Origin of the sequence: Meridianimarinicoccus roseus (assembly GCF_003172915.1) — a bacterium.
GTDB lineage: Bacteria > Pseudomonadota > Alphaproteobacteria > Rhodobacterales > Rhodobacteraceae > Meridianimarinicoccus > Meridianimarinicoccus roseus.
Genome location: NZ_QGKU01000045.1, coordinates 1 through 15,975 on the forward strand (window position 1 = coordinate 1; position 15,975 = coordinate 15,975).

At 67.6% G+C, this 15,975-nt stretch carries 14 protein-coding genes; 7 read left to right on the plus strand and 7 right to left on the minus strand.

What is annotated here, in order from left to right:
* A partial coding sequence (locus tag DKT77_RS14140; protein WP_146205008.1) for a LamG-like jellyroll fold domain-containing protein occupies nucleotides 1-817 on the plus strand: 817 nt, incomplete at its 5' end.
* A 56-nt stretch (nucleotides 818-873) separates the two neighbouring features.
* On the opposite strand, the gene DKT77_RS14145 is transcribed toward DKT77_RS14140, so the two are convergent.
* Both DKT77_RS14145 and DKT77_RS21380 read right to left on the minus strand, forming a co-directional pair.
* Entirely contained in the window at nucleotides 874-1,605 is a 732-nt protein-coding gene (locus DKT77_RS14145; protein WP_109812338.1) for an SGNH/GDSL hydrolase family protein, read from the minus strand.
* Nucleotides 1,602-2,009: an acyltransferase gene (locus DKT77_RS21380; RefSeq protein WP_274520093.1), complete on the minus strand. Its 408-nt coding sequence runs from the start codon at nucleotides 2,007-2,009 to the stop codon at nucleotides 1,602-1,604. Before DKT77_RS21380 ends, DKT77_RS14145 begins: the two co-directional genes overlap by 4 nt.
* Nucleotides 2,010-2,675: 666 nt before the next feature.
* Between DKT77_RS21380 and DKT77_RS14155 the strand changes: the two genes are divergently transcribed.
* From DKT77_RS14155 to DKT77_RS14165, 3 genes are all read left to right on the plus strand, one after another.
* Nucleotides 2,676-2,930: a type II toxin-antitoxin system CcdA family antitoxin gene (locus DKT77_RS14155; protein ID WP_109812340.1), complete on the plus strand. Its 255-nt coding sequence runs from the start codon at nucleotides 2,676-2,678 to the stop codon at nucleotides 2,928-2,930.
* Nucleotides 2,918-3,208 carry a CcdB family protein gene (locus tag DKT77_RS14160; RefSeq protein WP_238547907.1) on the plus strand — a complete coding sequence of 97 codons (291 nt, stop codon included), beginning with the start codon at nucleotides 2,918-2,920 and terminating at the stop codon, nucleotides 3,206-3,208. Before DKT77_RS14155 ends, DKT77_RS14160 begins: the two co-directional genes overlap by 13 nt.
* A gap of 344 nt (nucleotides 3,209-3,552) precedes the next feature.
* The gene (locus DKT77_RS14165; RefSeq protein ID WP_109812341.1) at nucleotides 3,553-3,735 is read left to right on the plus strand and encodes a hypothetical protein; all 183 of its coding nucleotides are present in this window, start codon (nucleotides 3,553-3,555) and stop codon (nucleotides 3,733-3,735) included.
* A 24-nt stretch (nucleotides 3,736-3,759) separates the two neighbouring features.
* On the opposite strand, the gene DKT77_RS14170 is transcribed toward DKT77_RS14165, so the two are convergent.
* From DKT77_RS14170 to DKT77_RS14180, 3 genes are all read right to left on the minus strand, one after another.
* Nucleotides 3,760-4,908 carry a site-specific integrase gene (locus tag DKT77_RS14170; protein ID WP_109812342.1) on the minus strand — a complete coding sequence of 383 codons (1,149 nt, stop codon included), beginning with the start codon at nucleotides 4,906-4,908 and terminating at the stop codon, nucleotides 3,760-3,762.
* A gap of 312 nt (nucleotides 4,909-5,220) precedes the next feature.
* Nucleotides 5,221-6,333 carry a ParB N-terminal domain-containing protein gene (locus tag DKT77_RS14175; RefSeq protein ID WP_109812343.1) on the minus strand — a complete coding sequence of 371 codons (1,113 nt, stop codon included), beginning with the start codon at nucleotides 6,331-6,333 and terminating at the stop codon, nucleotides 5,221-5,223.
* 238 nt (nucleotides 6,334-6,571) lie between these two features.
* Nucleotides 6,572-7,978: an AAA family ATPase gene (locus DKT77_RS14180; RefSeq protein ID WP_109812344.1), complete on the minus strand. Its 1,407-nt coding sequence runs from the start codon at nucleotides 7,976-7,978 to the stop codon at nucleotides 6,572-6,574.
* 448 nt (nucleotides 7,979-8,426) lie between these two features.
* Here DKT77_RS14180 and DKT77_RS14185 point away from each other — a divergent pair, with 448 nt between their 5' ends.
* On the plus strand, nucleotides 8,427-9,428 hold the full coding sequence (locus DKT77_RS14185) for a replication initiator protein A (RefSeq protein WP_109812345.1): 1,002 nt from the start codon (nucleotides 8,427-8,429) through the stop codon (nucleotides 9,426-9,428).
* A gap of 252 nt (nucleotides 9,429-9,680) precedes the next feature.
* Entirely contained in the window at nucleotides 9,681-10,577 is an 897-nt protein-coding gene (locus DKT77_RS14190; RefSeq protein WP_109812346.1) for a glycosyltransferase family 2 protein, read from the plus strand.
* Between the two features lie 18 nt (nucleotides 10,578-10,595).
* On the opposite strand, the gene DKT77_RS14195 is transcribed toward DKT77_RS14190, so the two are convergent.
* Nucleotides 10,596-11,612 carry a glycosyltransferase family 2 protein gene (locus DKT77_RS14195; RefSeq protein WP_238547908.1) on the minus strand — a complete coding sequence of 339 codons (1,017 nt, stop codon included), beginning with the start codon at nucleotides 11,610-11,612 and terminating at the stop codon, nucleotides 10,596-10,598.
* Nucleotides 11,613-11,749: 137 nt separating this feature from the next.
* Here DKT77_RS14195 and DKT77_RS14200 point away from each other — a divergent pair, with 137 nt between their 5' ends.
* Nucleotides 11,750-13,189, plus strand: coding sequence for an O-antigen ligase family protein (locus tag DKT77_RS14200; protein WP_109812347.1), 1,440 nt, complete (start codon nucleotides 11,750-11,752; stop codon nucleotides 13,187-13,189).
* Here the strand turns inward: DKT77_RS14200 and DKT77_RS14205 are convergent.
* The gene (locus DKT77_RS14205) at nucleotides 13,186-15,903 is read right to left on the minus strand and encodes a right-handed parallel beta-helix repeat-containing protein (protein WP_109812348.1); all 2,718 of its coding nucleotides are present in this window, start codon (nucleotides 15,901-15,903) and stop codon (nucleotides 13,186-13,188) included. The two genes, DKT77_RS14200 and DKT77_RS14205, sit on opposite strands and share 4 nt — an antisense overlap.
* Nucleotides 15,904-15,975 lie beyond the last annotated feature (72 nt).

The window sequence follows — 15,975 nt, forward strand, 5'->3', positions numbered from 1 at the left end:
CCCCGTCGGCACCGAACTGGTCCGGATCGATTTCGACGGCGGCGTGGCGCAGGACAGCGCATCCGCCACGCAGCTGAGCTACAGTCAGGACGGGCTGGGCGTCGCGGGCGAAACCGCGGAGGGCTTCCGCCTGACCGGGTCCACGAAAATCGTGCTGGACCGGTTCGCACCGCACCTGCAGAACCTCGACGCGTTCACCATCGAGATGTCGCTCAAGCGTGATGCAGGCTCTGCCGGCAACTTCCTCGATTCGCATACCACGCTGGACGCGGTGGTCGGCGCGGACGGGGCGCTGAGTTTCCGGATCGCGACGACGGACGGCGTCTTCGCCCTGACCACGGATCCCGGACTGGTCACGAGCGGCGTGTGGCACAAGATCGCCATGTCCTACGATGCCTCGCAGTCCTTGCTGCAATTGTATGTGGATGACGTGCTGGGCGCGGAAACCGCCGCCACGGGCACGCTGACGGGTCTCGGAACCTATCCGCTCGTGATCGGCAACACGTGGTCGTCCAGCCTGAAGGGGGATATCGACAATTTCGTCATCCTCGATGCCGCGCAGACGTCGGGCCAACAGGCCGACACGGCAGCCGCATCAAGCGCACCGCTTGCGCTGGGTCCGGATTCGTTCGAATTCGCACTGGAACCTGCCGACCCTTGGGCAAACAGCGGCGCGGCGGCCGATCTCGTGGATATTGCCAACGCCACCACGCACAACGCGCAGCCCGATGCGCACGAAGACACCGGGATGGACATTCCCGGCGATCTGCCCTTCGCAGACATGGCGGCGCAGGACAGCGACTTCCTGTTGATCTGAGCCGCACTCTGCCGGGGCTGCCCCGCAAGGCGGCGGCCACGCCGCCACGGCCGCGTTCAGGGCCGGCAGGCTGCCAGCGTCTCGAGATACGCGGCAACGCGCGGCGTCACGATCCGCGCGACCGCCTCGGGTGACGGATGCACCCCGTCCGGGATCAGCGCGTCCGGATCGCCAGCCTCCAGCGCGCGGGCCCAGTCCGCACCCAGTGCAAGACGCCCCGTATCCAGTTCCCGCGCCAGGGCATCGTATTGCGCCTCATAGGCGGCGATCCGGACGCGCAGAAGCGCGCGCAGGCCCCGCGCGCGGTTCAAGGTCGTCAGAACGACGCGCGTATCGGGTTCGACGGCACGGGCGGCATCGATGATGGCAACATGGTTGTCACGCGCCGCGGCCGTCCCGACGCGGCGGCGCAGATCGGCATCGTTGACGGTGAATTCCAGCAACAGGATATCGGGTCGGCTCCGTTGCAGGGCGGAAAGCTGCGCCGGGGCCGCCCCCCAGTTCGACGCGGCCCCGCCACGCGCGATCACGGTCAACGCCACGGGGCGGCCAAGGCAGCCCTGCAATCGCGCGGCGGCCGCTGCCGGCCAGTCATAGCGCTCGGTCAGGCTGGTGCCCATGACCGTGATGCGCAAGGGATCATCCGCCGCCGCGGGGGCCGCGAGATGCGGCAGCGGGCGGTCGACCGCTGCGGGCGGTGCGCGCAATGTCCACATGAAGGCACCGCCCAGCACGACGAACAGCCCCGCGACGGGCAGAAGACGCAGGCCGCGCGCGCAGCGCCTCATTCCGCTGCGCTGCGGTCCGCCGACGCATCCGGGTCGATCCGGCCATAGCTCAGAAGGGTCATGCCCTCGCGCAGGATCCGGGCCGGGTTTCCTGCCACGATACAGCCCGGCGGCACCGATTTCGTCACCACGGATCCTGCGCCGACGATGCAATGGTCGCCGATTTCCACCCCCGGCAGGATCAGCGAGCGGCCGCCTATGAAACAGTGTTTTCCGATCCGGGTATCCAGATACATCCGCCGGGTCATGTCATGCGTCAGAATTCGCACATCGAAGGCAATGTAGCTGTAAGGCCCCACATGGATCCCGCGCGGATAGGTCTTGTCGAATGTCGCGGACAGGGACATCTCGGCCGTGGGATCGATATCCATCCCCCACACCCGGCGCAGATAGGCGCGTTTCATCGCAACCGCCAGAAGCCGGAGGCGCCGAAGCTGATTGAGACTTTTCAACATGGCGGCACCCGACTCCGTGGTCCTTCCCTGCTTCTCAATAGGCGATAGGCCGGGCCGACTCCACCTCAAGGACACGTCTGCGCGCGCAATAATGCCCCGCCCTCGGCGATGGCCCGGCGCCCGCCGCCGATCCGACCATGCCGGCATATGCGGCCCGCAGGTCTTCTGCCGCCCCCGGGGATACGGACAAAGGCCCCCCGGATCGACACCGGGGGCAAGGACAACGGGCGCGGGCGACAGTCTCCGGCGTCATCGGCGCGATCCTGAACGCCTGAAGTCTTGTGCCTTCGTGCCGCCAGCCGGGCGGCATTTCCGCATCGCTGCGGTCCCGATGCACTGCCGCAAGGCGCGATCTATCATGCCCTTGCCGCTGTCACGCGCATTTCCGATCCATTCTGCCCGGCACTGGCGCCTGGTGCCTCGAACCATCTCACCCTTGATAATTTTCCATTATCGCGGTCTAGATCTCTGCCCGCTCCCGAACCCCGACAGGGGCCGACAAGCCCCCGCCCCTTGCGGCGAATGTTGAAGACCCGCTGTCCCGTTCCGCGCTCCACCGCTTGTGCCTGACGGGATGCGGTATATGATTGCGGTATTTTTCAGGAGCATGATCCCATGTCGGCCCGGACCAAGCGCAAGACATCCCTGACCCTTGATGCCGAGGTGCTTGACCGCGCGAAAGATCTTGGGATCAACGTCTCCGCGGTTGCCGAGGCGGCGCTGATCAAGGCCGTAAACGCCGCGCGACGCGAGAAATGGCTCGCCGAGAACGCAGGCGCGTTCGCCGCTCAATCGGACTGGCACGAGCGCAACGGGCACCCGCTGGCCGACATTATCGCTGCACCCGGAAGGTCCTCGTGGAACAGCTGAGCCGCTTCGATGTCGCGCAGTACAACAGCGTTTCCATGGTGGTCGTCGAAAGCGACCTTCTGCCACCGGATCCTGCTGTCGTTGTCATTCCGCTTCTGCCCGACTACCCGGCGGTACAGCATCTGAACCCCGAACTCCAACATGACGGCAAGCGCCTGGTCCTTGCCACAAGACTGATTGCGGCTGTTCGACGGTCAAGTTTGCGCCGCACGGGGACGGTCGCGGACCAAGGCGATCTCGTCACCAGGGCTGTCGACGTCCTGATGGCGGGCGTTTGAGGCGCGCCGCCGACACGATTTGCCGACAATCCCCGCCTCCGGACTACAAAAGCCATGCGTCGTTCCAGATCGGCAACTGCTGTCGAAGTTCTTCCCGATGGATCCGGCACCTGTTGCCTCCTTCGAGAGGTCGTTCATAGCGCTGTTTTGTGATGAATTCCGGACGCAATGCGGCCAACGAACGAAACTGCATCAGCAGTTGCCGCAATGGGCTGGGCCCGCCCCCCCCTTTTGCGCGGGCGCGCGCGCCTTGTGCATAGCAGACAGGGACGCGCGCCGATGGCATGGTCCCGGACGATCGCCGCAACAGGCCTTGCGCCCGCCACCCGGAAAGGACCCGCGCCATGACACCCATCTCCGCCCTGCCCGCGCCCTTCCGCGATGCGCGCCAGCGCGCCCAGATCATCGCCCTGCTCGAACTGGATGACGAGGCCGTCGCACGGATCGAGGCCCTGGATGACGCGGGCGGCAGCTTCGCCGCCCGGACCGTGGCCGCGCTCGACCGGGGTCTCGTGCGTCTCGCCTGACCCCGGGCGCGCCGCCCCCCTGCCCTATTCCATCAGCCGCGCGGCCCGGCCCACGCGGCCGTCCTGCGCCGCGGCATAGCCCATCGCCGTCTTCACCGACCGGTGCTGCGTCTGGCCCATGATCTCGTGCACGCCGAGCCCGCGGTTCAGCGCCTCGGTGATGTACCCCGCCCGCAGCCCGTGCGCGCTGAACCGGGCCGGGTCCTCGCCGATCTGCGCCAGCCGCGCCTTCAGCACCGCGTTCAGCCCCTGCGCCCCGATCCCGTTGCCCGACACGTTCCCCCAGCGGTCGATACGCCGGAACACCGGGCCTTCGGCGATCCGCGCCGCCGCGCGCCAGGCCCGCAGGAAACGCACCGGCGCGCCGGTGACATGGGCCACCGCGCCCTCGTCCGCATCTGTGGTCTTGGTCCGCCCGAGATGCAGCGCCAGCGACGGCAGGTCCGCCCCGCCCGCCGCATCCGGGACCGGCGGCTGATCTTCCAGCGCCGATACCATCAGGTCCGAGATCTCGGACCGTCGCCGCCCGCCCGAGGCGAAGGCGATCGCCAGCATCGCCCGGTCCCGCAGCGCCGCCAGGCGGTCGCGCTCCAGGTCCCTGCGGGCGAAGGGCGTCGGGGCGCAAAGCGGCGACAGATGCTCCATCAGGCGGCCCATCAGCGCGCCGTCCACCACCCGCTCCGACTTGCGCTGCCGGGGCCGGTCCGCGGCCCGCACCGCGGCCGCCAGCGTCCGGCGCACGACCGGATCGCCGAACGGATCGCCCGCCGCGCGCCACTTGCACAGGGACCGCCAGCTCGACAGGCGCCGCCGGACCGTAGCGGGCGCGTGCGGGCCGGGTGCGCGCAGATGGCCGCCCGCGCGCAGCGCCGCATCCACCCGCGCGGGCATGCCGTGATCGGCCGCACGGCGCCGCTGCGCCGGATCCCACAGGTGATGCGCGATGAAGCGCAGGATCGTGTCCCGCTCCGGTGGCCAGGCCAGCGCCGCCCCGGTGCAGGCCCGCGACCAGGCCTCCAGGTAGTCGAGATCCGAGCGCAGCGCCCGCAGCGAGTTCGCGCCCATCCCGGCCCGCAGCAGGTGCGAGAGCGTGTCGAGATCAGCCTGCGTGAGCGCGCCGTCCGCGCCCGATGGCTGCAGCCCGAAGGCAGGCGGGCGGGCCGGGGCGGTCATCGGGTGCCTCCGGCATGATTGTGGCACCGCGGCCGCGAAACCGCGCCACACCCCGATATCCACGGCTCGGACCTCACAGGACCTGGCGCAAGGCCGCGCGATCCGGGCCGGACACGATGCCGACCTTGCCGGCAACTTCACCGGCAGGCACCGCCCGGACGCCACCCCGCGTACGGGATGCAGGGGGCAGACTGATCGGGCCGGATCCGCCGCATGCCGCGCCTTGCGGGCCTGCCCGCCGTTCTTGGCGGCGACCCGCTTCACCGGGGTGTCGCTTGGCACCGCCGATCTGCTGCAGGCGGGGGGCCGCCATCACCGGTCCCGCCCGGAGATGATCTGGCGCACCGCCTCGAGCGTCTCGTCATCGAGGCCCGGTCCGGACAGCGTGGCCGAGATCCGCCCCCCGGCACGCTTGATCCGCATCTCGATCCCGTCCCGCAGCACTTCGCGGGCCGGCTGTTTCGCGCGCGAAACGGCATCCGTCAGGCGCGGCGGGCGCGCCAGCTTTTCCAGCAGCGCCAGTTCGGCCGCGGCCGTCGCGGGGCGCGCGTCGCACAGCGCGGCGCGCAGCCGACGGCGGCCCTCCAGCCGCAGCCGCGAGACCAGCGCAAGGCCCAGACGTTCGGGGATCTCGGCCGGGAAATGCAGCAGGTCGCCAAGCGCCTCGTGGATGTCGATGAAGCTGCCGATCTTGGACCGCTTGGCGCGGCTGGCCGTGGCAAAAAGCGTGCGCAGCGCCGCCGACTGGTCCGCGAACACGCCGCGCGCGGCCGCCTCGGCCACCACGCGCGCGCGTTCGTAATAGGACAGCCCGACCCGGATCTCGTTCTCCTCGACCATGGCGACATAGCTTTGCGCCGCCTCCTCGGGCGGGCGGACCAGCGCGCGCAGGGTGGAATAGCGCACGTCGCCGGTTTCCTCGTAAAGCTCCGACAGCGCGCGCAGCCGCCGCCAGCCGGCGATGAGCCCCCAGGGCTGCGCCGGCGCCCCGTCGCGTTCGTCGCGCCCTGCCCCGTGCAGCGGCGTGATCTCGGCCGGGGTGCGCTGGCCATGTGCCGCGATCGACGACTTCAGCGCCGCGATCTCGCCCGCATCGAGCGCGATCCGGTCGCGCGCCAGATAGCCCTGACTCACATCGCCCAGCGGCACGTCGATCACCATGCGCCCGGTGGCGCGCGCGGCCTCGATCCCGGCGGTCACGTCGCGCAGCGCCGCGGCCTCGGCCGACTGGCCCGACACCTGCGCGATGGGCGGGATCACCGGGGCGGCGCGCGGGGCAAGGGCCGCCCCGGGGCCGGACGACGCCGGCGCGGGTTCGGCCCCGGTCAGCGCGGCCGGGACGGGCAGGGCGGTCTTGGCCTCCGGGGCGGCCGTCGGCGCGGCATGACCCGGCTGGGCCGGGGTCAGACGGCGGCGGCGGGCCATGGGCGGGCTCCTTTCAGGGCAGGCCTGGTGGCGGCGGTGGCAGCGGCAGGCCGACGCGATGTTTCGCGCGCGAAACACGGGGGCGCAGGGACGGGCCCGCGGACAGCCGCCACCGGTATGTCGGCGGGCCAGCGGCCCGGCCTTGCGGTACGTGTAGTCATTCGGTTCTCCCCGGCCCCGCGCGGATGTCGGGCCGTTTCGCGCGCGAAACACTCTGCCAGCCCGGCGCGTCCGTTGCTCATGCCGCGCCCGCGCCGCGCGCGCCCTCCTCGGCCTGCCGGGCGAGCTCGTCGCGCCGCCACGCGCCCACCAGCAGCCGCTTGAAGGCGGCGTAAGTCTCGTCGAAGGTCTGCCGCCCGCGGATATAGGTCTCGCGGTTGAAGTCCCGGTAATCGGCCTCGTAGATGCCCGCCACCTGTTCGCCCGCCTGCCCGACCAGCGCGGTGTAATCCTGCCGGTAGGGCGACATGTAGGGCGCGATATAGGCCTGCATCAGGTTCGCCAGTTCCATCTGCTGGCCGGCGTCGAAGCGGGTGACCACCGCGCGCACCGCGTCCCATTCGAAGCGCAGCTCGGGCGTGCCGAGTGCCCGGGCGGCCAGGTTCTCGCCCTCCTCGATGGAACTGAAGGTCGCATGAAGCATGTCGAAGAACCGGCCCGTGCTGTCGAATTCCAGAAAGGACGCGCCCAGGGGCACCAGCAGGATGTCGGCTGCGGCCAGCGCGTTGATCGTCAGGTAGCCGAGGGCAGGGGGCGTATCGAGGATCACCACGTCATAGGCGTCCAGCATGCCGTCCGCCTCGAGCCGGGTGGTCAGCGCGTCCCACAGCTTCCAGCCCTTCAGCCCCATGCGCCAGACCGGCACCTGGAATTCCGCCCAGTAGAGGTTCAGCTGCGCGCCGATCAGATCGATGTTCGGCCAGTGGGTCTTCTGCGCGAGGTCCGGCGCGCGGATCTTCAGCGCGGCCGCCAGCGTGTCGTCCAGCGGCAGCGGGCTGTCGCCCCGCGCCATGCGGGCCCGGTTCTCGGCCTGCAGGGTCTCGGCGTAGTCGCGGGCCAGCAGGGGGAAGACCGTGGCCCATTCATCGGCCACCTGCCCCCCGAAGATCGAGGTCATCGAGCCCTGGCTGTCCAGATCGATCACCAGCACGCGGTACCCGTCGAGCGCGGCGGACATCGCCAGATGCGCGGCGGTGGAGGTCTTGCCGACCCCGCCCTTGAAGTTGGCCACCGCAACCACCTTGGCGGGCAGATCCTTCGGGCGGTAGGGCAGATACTCCTTGGCTTTCGATCCCTCGGCGGCGAAGAAGGCGCGCAGGCGCAGCACCTCGTCGAGGCTGAACCAGCGCGTGCCGCCCTCGGTCTGCGCGGTGCCTTGCGGCAGGTCCGGGTTCTGTTTCAGCACTCGGCGGAAATGCGGCGTGGCGACCGGGATCAGGTAGCGCGTCACCTCCCAGGTGGAGAACCGCCGCAGGCTCTTGCGCCCCTCTGGGTTGAGCCCGCGCGAAACAAGATCCTCGCGCCCGCGGGCGGCCTGTGCGGCGGCGGCGGCGAAACTGTCGGTGCCCATGGGCGCGCCAAGCTCCGCCAGGGCCGTGTCGGGGGGGATGTTGAAATACGGGGGAAGACGGTTGCCGTCGTTCATGCGCCTGCTCGATATGCCTGTTTTTTTTGAACATACCAGAATTTTGCGCACATGGAACGATAAAGCGAAGCCGTTCTTGTTTTCATTGCAATTCAATGACTTGCCAAACGGTGTCCGGCAAGTGGCGAAGCGCTGGTGCCTTTGGCTTTCAGTTAATTGTTCAGTTATTTAAATGTTAAAGGATCGGATGGCTTGTGCAACATACGGAAAGAAAATCATTTTTTTGAACTTTCGGGCACAGGGCGATTCCGGACCCACGATAGTGCGACTCCAGACCCACGAGCGCGGCGACTCCAGACCCACGAAACCGCCGCCCCGCGCCGCTTGCTTCGGGGGGGGCGGTTTTCTACTCTGGCGTAAATGAAACGACGATACGTCGTGCCCACCAGAAAGCCCCCGTCAGAGGGGTCGCGAGAAGGCAGAGCAGCCGGTCATGCCAAGGCCATCGATGTCCCGCGGGTCCGGCCCGCCGCCGCCCGCCGTGGCGGATTTCTTCGTGTGCGACATTGCGGGTGCACTGCCGAAAGACGACATGGCCACGATGGAGCATCCGGTCTTCTCGCTCTCCACCCGGCCGGACCGGCGCGTGCTGCGCTATGACCACGGCGCGGCCAGCATCGAGATCACGCCCTCCGTGAAGGGGCTGGCCACGATCCACGACAAGGACGTGCTGATCTACTGCATCTCCCAGCTGGTCGCGGCGATGAACGCGGGCGTGCCCGTCGCCCGGCGGATCGAGCTTGTGGCCCATGACCTGCTGGTGGCGACGCGGCGCGAAACTTCCGGTGACAGCTACCGGCGCCTGCGCGAGGCGTTCGAGCGGCTGTCGGGCACCCGCATCGTGACCAACATCCCCACCGGCGAGACGGTGACGACCACGGGCTTCGGGCTGATCGAGGAATGGGCGATCGTGCGGCGCACGGCGTCGGGGCGGATGGTGTCGGTGTCGGTCGTGCTGTCGGACTGGCTGTTCCGCGCGGTGCTGTCGCGGTCGGTGCTGACGCTGGCGCCGGGCTATTTCGACCTGCGCAAGCCGCTGGAGCGGCGGGTGTACGAGCTGGCGCGCAAGCATTGCGGGCGGCAGGCGCGCTGGCAGGTGAGCATGCGCGTGCTGTGCACCAAGTCGGGCTCGGCCTCGCCGCTGCGGGTGTTCCGCAAGATGATCCGCGACATGGCGGCGGCGGACCTTCTGCCGGGCTACACGCTGGAAGTGGTGCCGGGGGATCTCGTGGTGGTCACGCCCCGCCGGGCGGCGCTGGTCGTGGGCGACGACGGCCCGCCGCTGCCCGAGGGCGCCCATGACGCCGCGCGCGCCGCCGCGCCGGGCTGGGACGTGCACGCGCTGGAGGCGGACTGGCGGGCCTACTGGGTGGCCACGGGCCGACCCCGCCTGCGCAGCCCCGCGCGCGCCTTCGTGGCCTATTGCGCCAAGCGGGCCGCCTCTGGCTGACGGCGGTCGTCGCAGGCCGCGCGGATGCGCGGGCGGGGCCGTCAGCCCGACACTCGCCTCCCGATGCCTGCGCGCTTTTCCGCGCGCGCGGCGGCCGGGTGCGCATCACGGCCCGCCGCCATTCTTCCGGTGATAATCCTTTGGCCGATAAACCGTGGCGATGGCGCCCATCACGCCTTAAAAGGTAGTCAGGCTGTGCTCGTGATCTGCTGCGGGCGTCGTTCCGAAAACGACTTTGTAGAAAGACGTGTCATGATTTCAGTCATCATCCCGCATTTCAACCAGCCGGAGCATCTGGACCGCTGCCTGACGGCGCTGCAGGCGCAGCGCGGCGCCGCGCCCGATACCGAGATACTCGTTGTGGACAACGGCTCGAAGCTCCTGCCTGAAGCGATCGTGGCGCGCCATGACGGTGTCCGTCTGCTGCAGGAGCCGACACCCGGACCCGGACCCGCCCGCAACTTCGGCGTGGCGCAAAGCCGGGGTGACATTCTGGCCTTCATAGATGCGGATTGCGTGCCGTCCCCCGACTGGCTGGCCGTGATCGCCCGCCGGATGGCGCAGGGCGCGACGGTGCTGGGCGGCGATGTGCGCATCCTGCAGGAGCCGGGTACACCGCTGACGGTCGTGGCCGCCTATGAAAGCGAGTTCGCCTACCGGATGGAACACTATATCCGGCGACAGAACTTCACCGGAACCGGCAACCTGGCGATGCGGCGACAGGTGTTCGATACGGTGGGCCCGTTCGCGGGCATCGGCATCGCCGAGGACCGGGACTGGGGCCACCGGGCGCATGCGCTCGGCCATGTCATCACCTGGGCGCCGGACATGCTGGTCTTTCACCCGGCGCGGGACAGCATGACGGAACTGTGCCGCAAGCTCGACCGCCACGCGGCCCATGATTTCGAACTGATCACGGCGAAACCCGCGGGGCGGCTCCGCTGGATCGGCCGCATCGGCGCGATGGCGGTTTCGCCGCTCGCGGTGATCCCGCGCGTGATGCTGTCCTCGCGGATTCCGGGTGGCCTTGGCGGCAGGCTGAAGGCATTCCGCGGCGTGACCGGGACGCGACTTTACAGGGCCAGGCGCATGGCGCAGCTGATCGGTGCGCGCGATCCCGACCTGCTGGTCAGCCGCTGGCGCGAATGACCGGCGCCCGGGGGGGCGTCATGCGTCGGGATACCCTTTCAGCCAGACATCGCGTTTGGCCCACACTTCGGCCCATTTGCGGGCCTTTGGCCTGTAGCCGGGCACTGCGGCCGCGACGGCGGCGCTGGCCACGCGTCTGCTTGCCCCCCAGAGCCACATCATCGCGATCCCGGCGGGTACCTGCCAAGCGGGCCAGTGGTCGCGGATCAGCGTGACCCGGGCACGGTTGACCATCACGGTCTTGTCGGCCAGGCGCGCCGTGGCTGCGCCCACAAGGTGCATGATCTGCGCGTCGGGCGTGATCATCGGCCGATACCCAAGGGCGCCGGCGCGCAGACACAGATCGGCCTCTTCGCCATACATGAAGTACTTCAGATTGAATCCGCCGAGCGCCGCCCAGAGCGTCCGGGGAATCATCAGGAAGCAGCCCGAAACGATGTTCACATGCCGCACGCTGTCGCGTTTCCATGCGCCCATCGCCTCGGTGTTGAAGATCGCGGACCGCGGAAACGCGGCGGTCAGCCCGGTGGCGAGGCAGAACACCGACCACGGCGTGATCCGCATCCAGCAGGATGCGATGTTCAGCCGCCCGTCCGGGAACACGGTGCGCCCGCCCGTGATGCCCGCTTCGGGATGCGCCTGCGAGAATTTCAAAAGCGCATCGATGGCGCCGTCATGCACTTCGGTGTCCGGGTTGAGCAGCAGCAACCAGTCCGTTGTCGCGCGGGTGGCGGCCACGTTGTTGCCTTGTGCGAACCCCAGGTTTTCCGTGCTCTCGATCAGCTCGACCTGGGGAAACGCGCGGGCCACGGCCTCCGGCGTGCCGTCTTCGGAGGCGTTGTCCAGCACGATCGCGTGAAATCGCGTGTCATGTGTATTGGCGTAAAGCGTCTCGAGGCATTTCAGCGTGAGCGCCCGCGTGTTGTAGCTCACGATGATGACGGTGAGCGCTGCGGCCTCCTGGTCGGCGTGCGGCACGGCGGGGGAAGAGGTCCTTGAATCGGGCAGGACAGAGCCGAGAAGAGTATCGGTCACGCGCTTGGATATCCTGTCGTCAGTCTGTCAGGGGTCGCCTTAACACCAAGATCATAAAAATGCTGTGTCGTTCCATGGGCTGATATACTAGAGAGTTGCCCGAGAAACGCAGAAATTTCCAGCCCGGAAGCGCGCCCATGGCCTATACCAGATATCCGAACGGCTGGCAGGAGGAATCCGCCAGGACGAGGGGCCAGCGGCTCGGGACCACGCGCCTGAACGCGGCGCCTGCCACACCGGCGGCAGGCCGCGGCGCAGACCCGGGCCGGGCGGCGGACGGTCCGGCGCGCCGCGGGAGCGCGGCCGGGGTCCTGCGTGAGAAGCTGCCCGTGTCGGTGATCGTGTTCCTGAGCGCGGTGCTGGTGCCGCTGACGATGTCGATTGGCGGGCTCGCGCTGACGCCGGCGCGCATCGTGATGATCCTGCTGATCCTTCCGGTCCTCTATCGCTACGTCACCGGCGCGGCGGGCCGGGCGCGCGCAGAGGACATCTTGCTGTTTCTCTATGCCGCCTGGCTCAGCCTGGCCATGCTGGTCTATGGCGGCTTCGGGCAGATCGAATTCATCGGGATCACGGTGATCGAAACCCTGTTTCCCTTCCTGCTGGCCCGGTGCTTCATCCGGACCGAAGCGCAGTACAACGCCTTGCTGCAGATGATGTTCGTGGCGATCTGCGTGCTGATGGTGGGGGCCGCCATCGAATCCGTGACCAGGGTCCGCATCTTCAACAGGCTGTTCGACATCGTCGGATCCACCTATCCCACGGACCCCAGTTACGAAAAGCGGTTCGGGCTGACCCGGGCGCATACCGTGTTCCAGCATCCGATCATCTACGGCGTGGCCATGGCGGTGTTCTTTGCCCCGCTGTTCTACCGGCCGACAGGCGACGGAAAGATCGGTGGCATCTTCAAGACGTTTCCGGTCGTCATGGCGACCTTCTTTTCGCTGTCCACCGGGGCGTGGCTGGCGCTGGTGATCCAGGGCGGCCTGATGGTTTGGGACAAGATCTTCAATGTCATCAAGGCGCGTTGGACAATCTTCCTGTGGCTGGTGGTCATCAGCTATGTCGTCATTGACCTGCTGTCCGACAGGACGCCGTTCGAGGTTTTCATCAGCTATGCGACGCTGAACCAGAGCACGGCCTATTGGCGGGTGCTGATCTTCGTGCTGGGCATGGATGTCGTCTGGGCCAATCCGGTCTTCGGCATCGGGCTGGCCGACTGGCCGCGCCCGTCCTGGATGCATTCGGCGAGCGTCGACAATTTCTGGCTTCTTCAGGCCATGCGCTACGGCATCCTCGGGTTTCTTTTCTCTGCGCTCATGTGGCTGGTGCTGTTGTGGAAGCTCGCCAGGATTCCGTTTGCAAACGAACGCTTGCGGCTGCAGCGCAATGCCTTCGTCTACGCTTTCAGCGCCATCGCGGTCTCGCTTTGCACGGTGCATGTCTGGGGTACGGCATCCTACCTGATCATGTTCATGCTGGGGTCGGCGAGCTGGATGCATGACGCTGCGGACGACGCCGCGCCATCCGGCAAGGACGATCCGGCGGCCCGCAGGCGCGGCGCCCGGGCGCGCTAGCCGAACGCCCAGTCCTGGTCGGCCTGCGTCGTCATCTGGAAATTGTCGATCACGGCCGGGGTGTTGGCCCCCCAGGGGGTGCCGAGCGCGAAGCCCCAGTGGGTGAGGGCGCCGGTCGTGCCGCCCGCATCCACCTGGCCCTGTATCTCCCCGTCGACCGCGACCGAGAGGGTCCTTGCGGCATCGGAATAGACGATCGACAGCCTGTGCCAGTCCGTATCATCCAGCACCCCGGCCCCGGTGCTGACGAAGAACTTGCTCTCGTCCGTCTGTATCCAGAACCGCAAGCTGCCATCGGCGCGCAGGTCCAGGTCCATGAGCGTGTGAAGCGACAGCAGCCCGCTGTTGGCCGGGGCGGTGGTCAGGCGAAGATCCATGTCGATCTGGAAGTTGTCGAGCAGCGACAGATGGTCCGAGTCGCGGCTGATCTCGAAGGCCGTCTCCTGATTCAACTCGAACGCGCCGCCCGTGTAGCCATCGGCCACCAGCGCCTCGGCCGCATCGCGAAGCAGGGCCGCCTGCGTGCCATGGGAGGACGTGTCCTCGATGCCGTTGTCGAATTCGAACCGGAACAGGAGTTCGTCGGGCCCGATGTCGATGTCTGTCCGCTGTTCGCTTTCGGGCGATGCCAGGGGCGTGCTGATCGTGATCGTCTCGAGAACGCTTGCTCTGGGGGGCTGTTCGATGGTCAGGTTGTCGACCCGGATGTCCGGCGTCGCGCCCCAGGCCGGACCGAGCGTCATGTTCCAGTAGCGGTTCGGGGAGGTGCTGCCTTCGGCCCATGTGCTGTCGGCAATTGCACCGTCCAGCAGCATTGACAGCGTTTCGCTGCTGTCGTCGAAGCGCAGGTTCAGCCGGTGCCATTCCCCGTCCGACAAGGCCGTGGGCGCGCTTTGCACGGTGAACCGGCCCATGTCGGTCGCCAGGTTGAAGGACAGGCTTCCGTCGTCCAGCAGCTTGAGCTTCAGCGTTTGGTAGAGTTCCAGGATGGTGCCGGTCTGCCAGTCGGCGTCTATCCGCAGATCCATCGATATGTCGAACCGGTCCAGCCCGAAGAGCTGTGTACTGTCACGCGATATGGACAGGCCGGTGCCCGGGGTCAGATGGAAGCCGCCGCCGGTCTTCCCGGCGACGGCGGATGCCTCCGCGTCGCCGAGAACGTTCAAGGTCGCCTTGTGCTGCGAGGTGTCGGACACGTTCCCGTCGAAGTTCACGCGCAGCAGCGTGGGATCGTCCAGAATGAAGGACTGCACGTCGCGGGCCGTGCGGCCTTCGATGTCCGTGATCTCGATGGCGACCTCTTGGCGGCCGGGGACATCGAAGGCCCAGGTCACGTCCGGCCCGTCCAGCACTGTTCCGTCCGCCAGCGTCCACCGGATCTGCATCGCGTCTGCATCGAGTGCGACGCCATCCGCCGTGAAGGCGGTGACCTGCATCCGGGAGGCCAGCGTATACCCGTCGATATCCGTCCGCTTGAAGGTCAGGATGGGCCCGAGATCGGCCAGCCAGTCCAGATCGGGCATCGCACCGTGGCTTGCCGAAAAGGGGCTGTCGCTGCGTATCAGGAAGTTCCTGGCGTCCAGCGGGTCAGCGGGCGCCCAGTCCACGATGTGCCGGTCGACGAAGGTCGGCGCATCGGGATCGTCGTAGGACAGCAGCAGGTTGCTTTGCGACAGTTCCGGCATGCCGAATTCCGTCCGGAAACGTTCGGTCACGTTGCCCGTGATGGTCGCGTTCCTGTGGTTGAAGATGTTGATCCAGGGATCGACGCCGTCGCCGTCCTCCGGGTCCGCCCCCTTGCGGCTGATCGCTGTCTCGTGCCGCAGCACGGTGTTCCGCGTCAGGGTCAGGCCGTCGATATCGGCCACGTAGATCCCGTTCGTCACCGCGTTGTGGACCAGGTTGCCGCTGATGGTGACATTGGTGAAATACCCGCTGGCCGGAGTGTCGCGGTCGAATTCCTCGTTGCGGATCAGGATGCCCTGGGTCGCCATGCCGTCCCCGGCCAGCAGCACGTTGTTGGTGATCTCGATGTCGCGGTTCGGCGATTTCGTCGAACTGCCCCACAGCTGGATCATGTCCGTGTGGTTGATGCTCTGGGTCGATCCGTAGAAGCTGTGGATATAGTTGTCGTCGATCACGAGGCCCGACAGGCCGCCGCCGACGAACCCGTCGCCCTGCATGTGCGACAACTCGTTTCCGCGCACGGTGATGTCGCTGCTGTCCAGCATCCCGATCGCCTGGAAATAGCCTGACATCCGGTTGCCGGTCACCTCGATCCCGGAACTGTCCCGCACGAACAGGAAGCTGTCCCCGGTCTGCGCGGGGCCGTTTTCGTACATGAACCCGTCGGCCGCGCCGGTCATCGTGCTGTCGCGGATCGCGATCTGCTCGCTGCGCAGGATCACGGCATCCTTCCTGCCGTCCGGCGTGACAGTCCGGAAATCCAGGTCGGAAAAGGTAATGCCCTTGCAGCCCACCAATTCCATCATGCCGATCACCGGCGGCGCCGCGGGATCGAGGGCCGTGATCTCGACGCCTCCGGCCTTGTCAATGTCCCGCAACGCGATGTTGTAGGGGCCATATGCGGCATCGAGCTTCAGGACGATCGGGCCGGTTCCGGAGGCCGCGTCAAGGGCGGCGTGCAGTTCCTCTTCGGAGCGTATTGTAAAGCTTGTCGCCGAGCTGTCGCCCGGTGTGCCGATGGCCGTCATCTCGTTACCTTCCCAACTTGTTAACGGCCCTGCTCCGGCTCATGATGCTGGGTGAACCGGAACCAGGGCAGG

Coding starts and splice junctions, on each gene's coding strand:
- DKT77_RS14165 (WP_109812341.1), top strand. CDS start 3,553: ATGACACCCATCTCCGCCCTGCCCGCGCCCTTCCGCGATGCGCGCCAG.
- DKT77_RS14170 (WP_109812342.1), bottom strand. CDS start 4,908: ATGACCGCCCCGGCCCGCCCGCCTGCCTTCGGGCTGCAGCCATCGGGC.
- DKT77_RS14180 (WP_109812344.1), bottom strand. CDS start 7,978: ATGAACGACGGCAACCGTCTTCCCCCGTATTTCAACATCCCCCCCGAC.
- DKT77_RS21380 (WP_274520093.1), bottom strand. CDS start 2,009: ATGAAACGCGCCTATCTGCGCCGGGTGTGGGGGATGGATATCGATCCC.
- DKT77_RS14145 (WP_109812338.1), bottom strand. CDS start 1,605: ATGAGGCGCTGCGCGCGCGGCCTGCGTCTTCTGCCCGTCGCGGGGCTG.
- DKT77_RS14190 (WP_109812346.1), top strand. CDS start 9,681: ATGATTTCAGTCATCATCCCGCATTTCAACCAGCCGGAGCATCTGGAC.
- DKT77_RS14155 (WP_109812340.1), top strand. CDS start 2,676: ATGTCGGCCCGGACCAAGCGCAAGACATCCCTGACCCTTGATGCCGAG.
- DKT77_RS14175 (WP_109812343.1), bottom strand. CDS start 6,333: ATGGCCCGCCGCCGCCGTCTGACCCCGGCCCAGCCGGGTCATGCCGCG.
- DKT77_RS14205 (WP_109812348.1), bottom strand. CDS start 15,903: ATGACGGCCATCGGCACACCGGGCGACAGCTCGGCGACAAGCTTTACA.
- DKT77_RS14200 (WP_109812347.1), top strand. CDS start 11,750: ATGGCCTATACCAGATATCCGAACGGCTGGCAGGAGGAATCCGCCAGG.
- DKT77_RS14185 (WP_109812345.1), top strand. CDS start 8,427: ATGTCCCGCGGGTCCGGCCCGCCGCCGCCCGCCGTGGCGGATTTCTTC.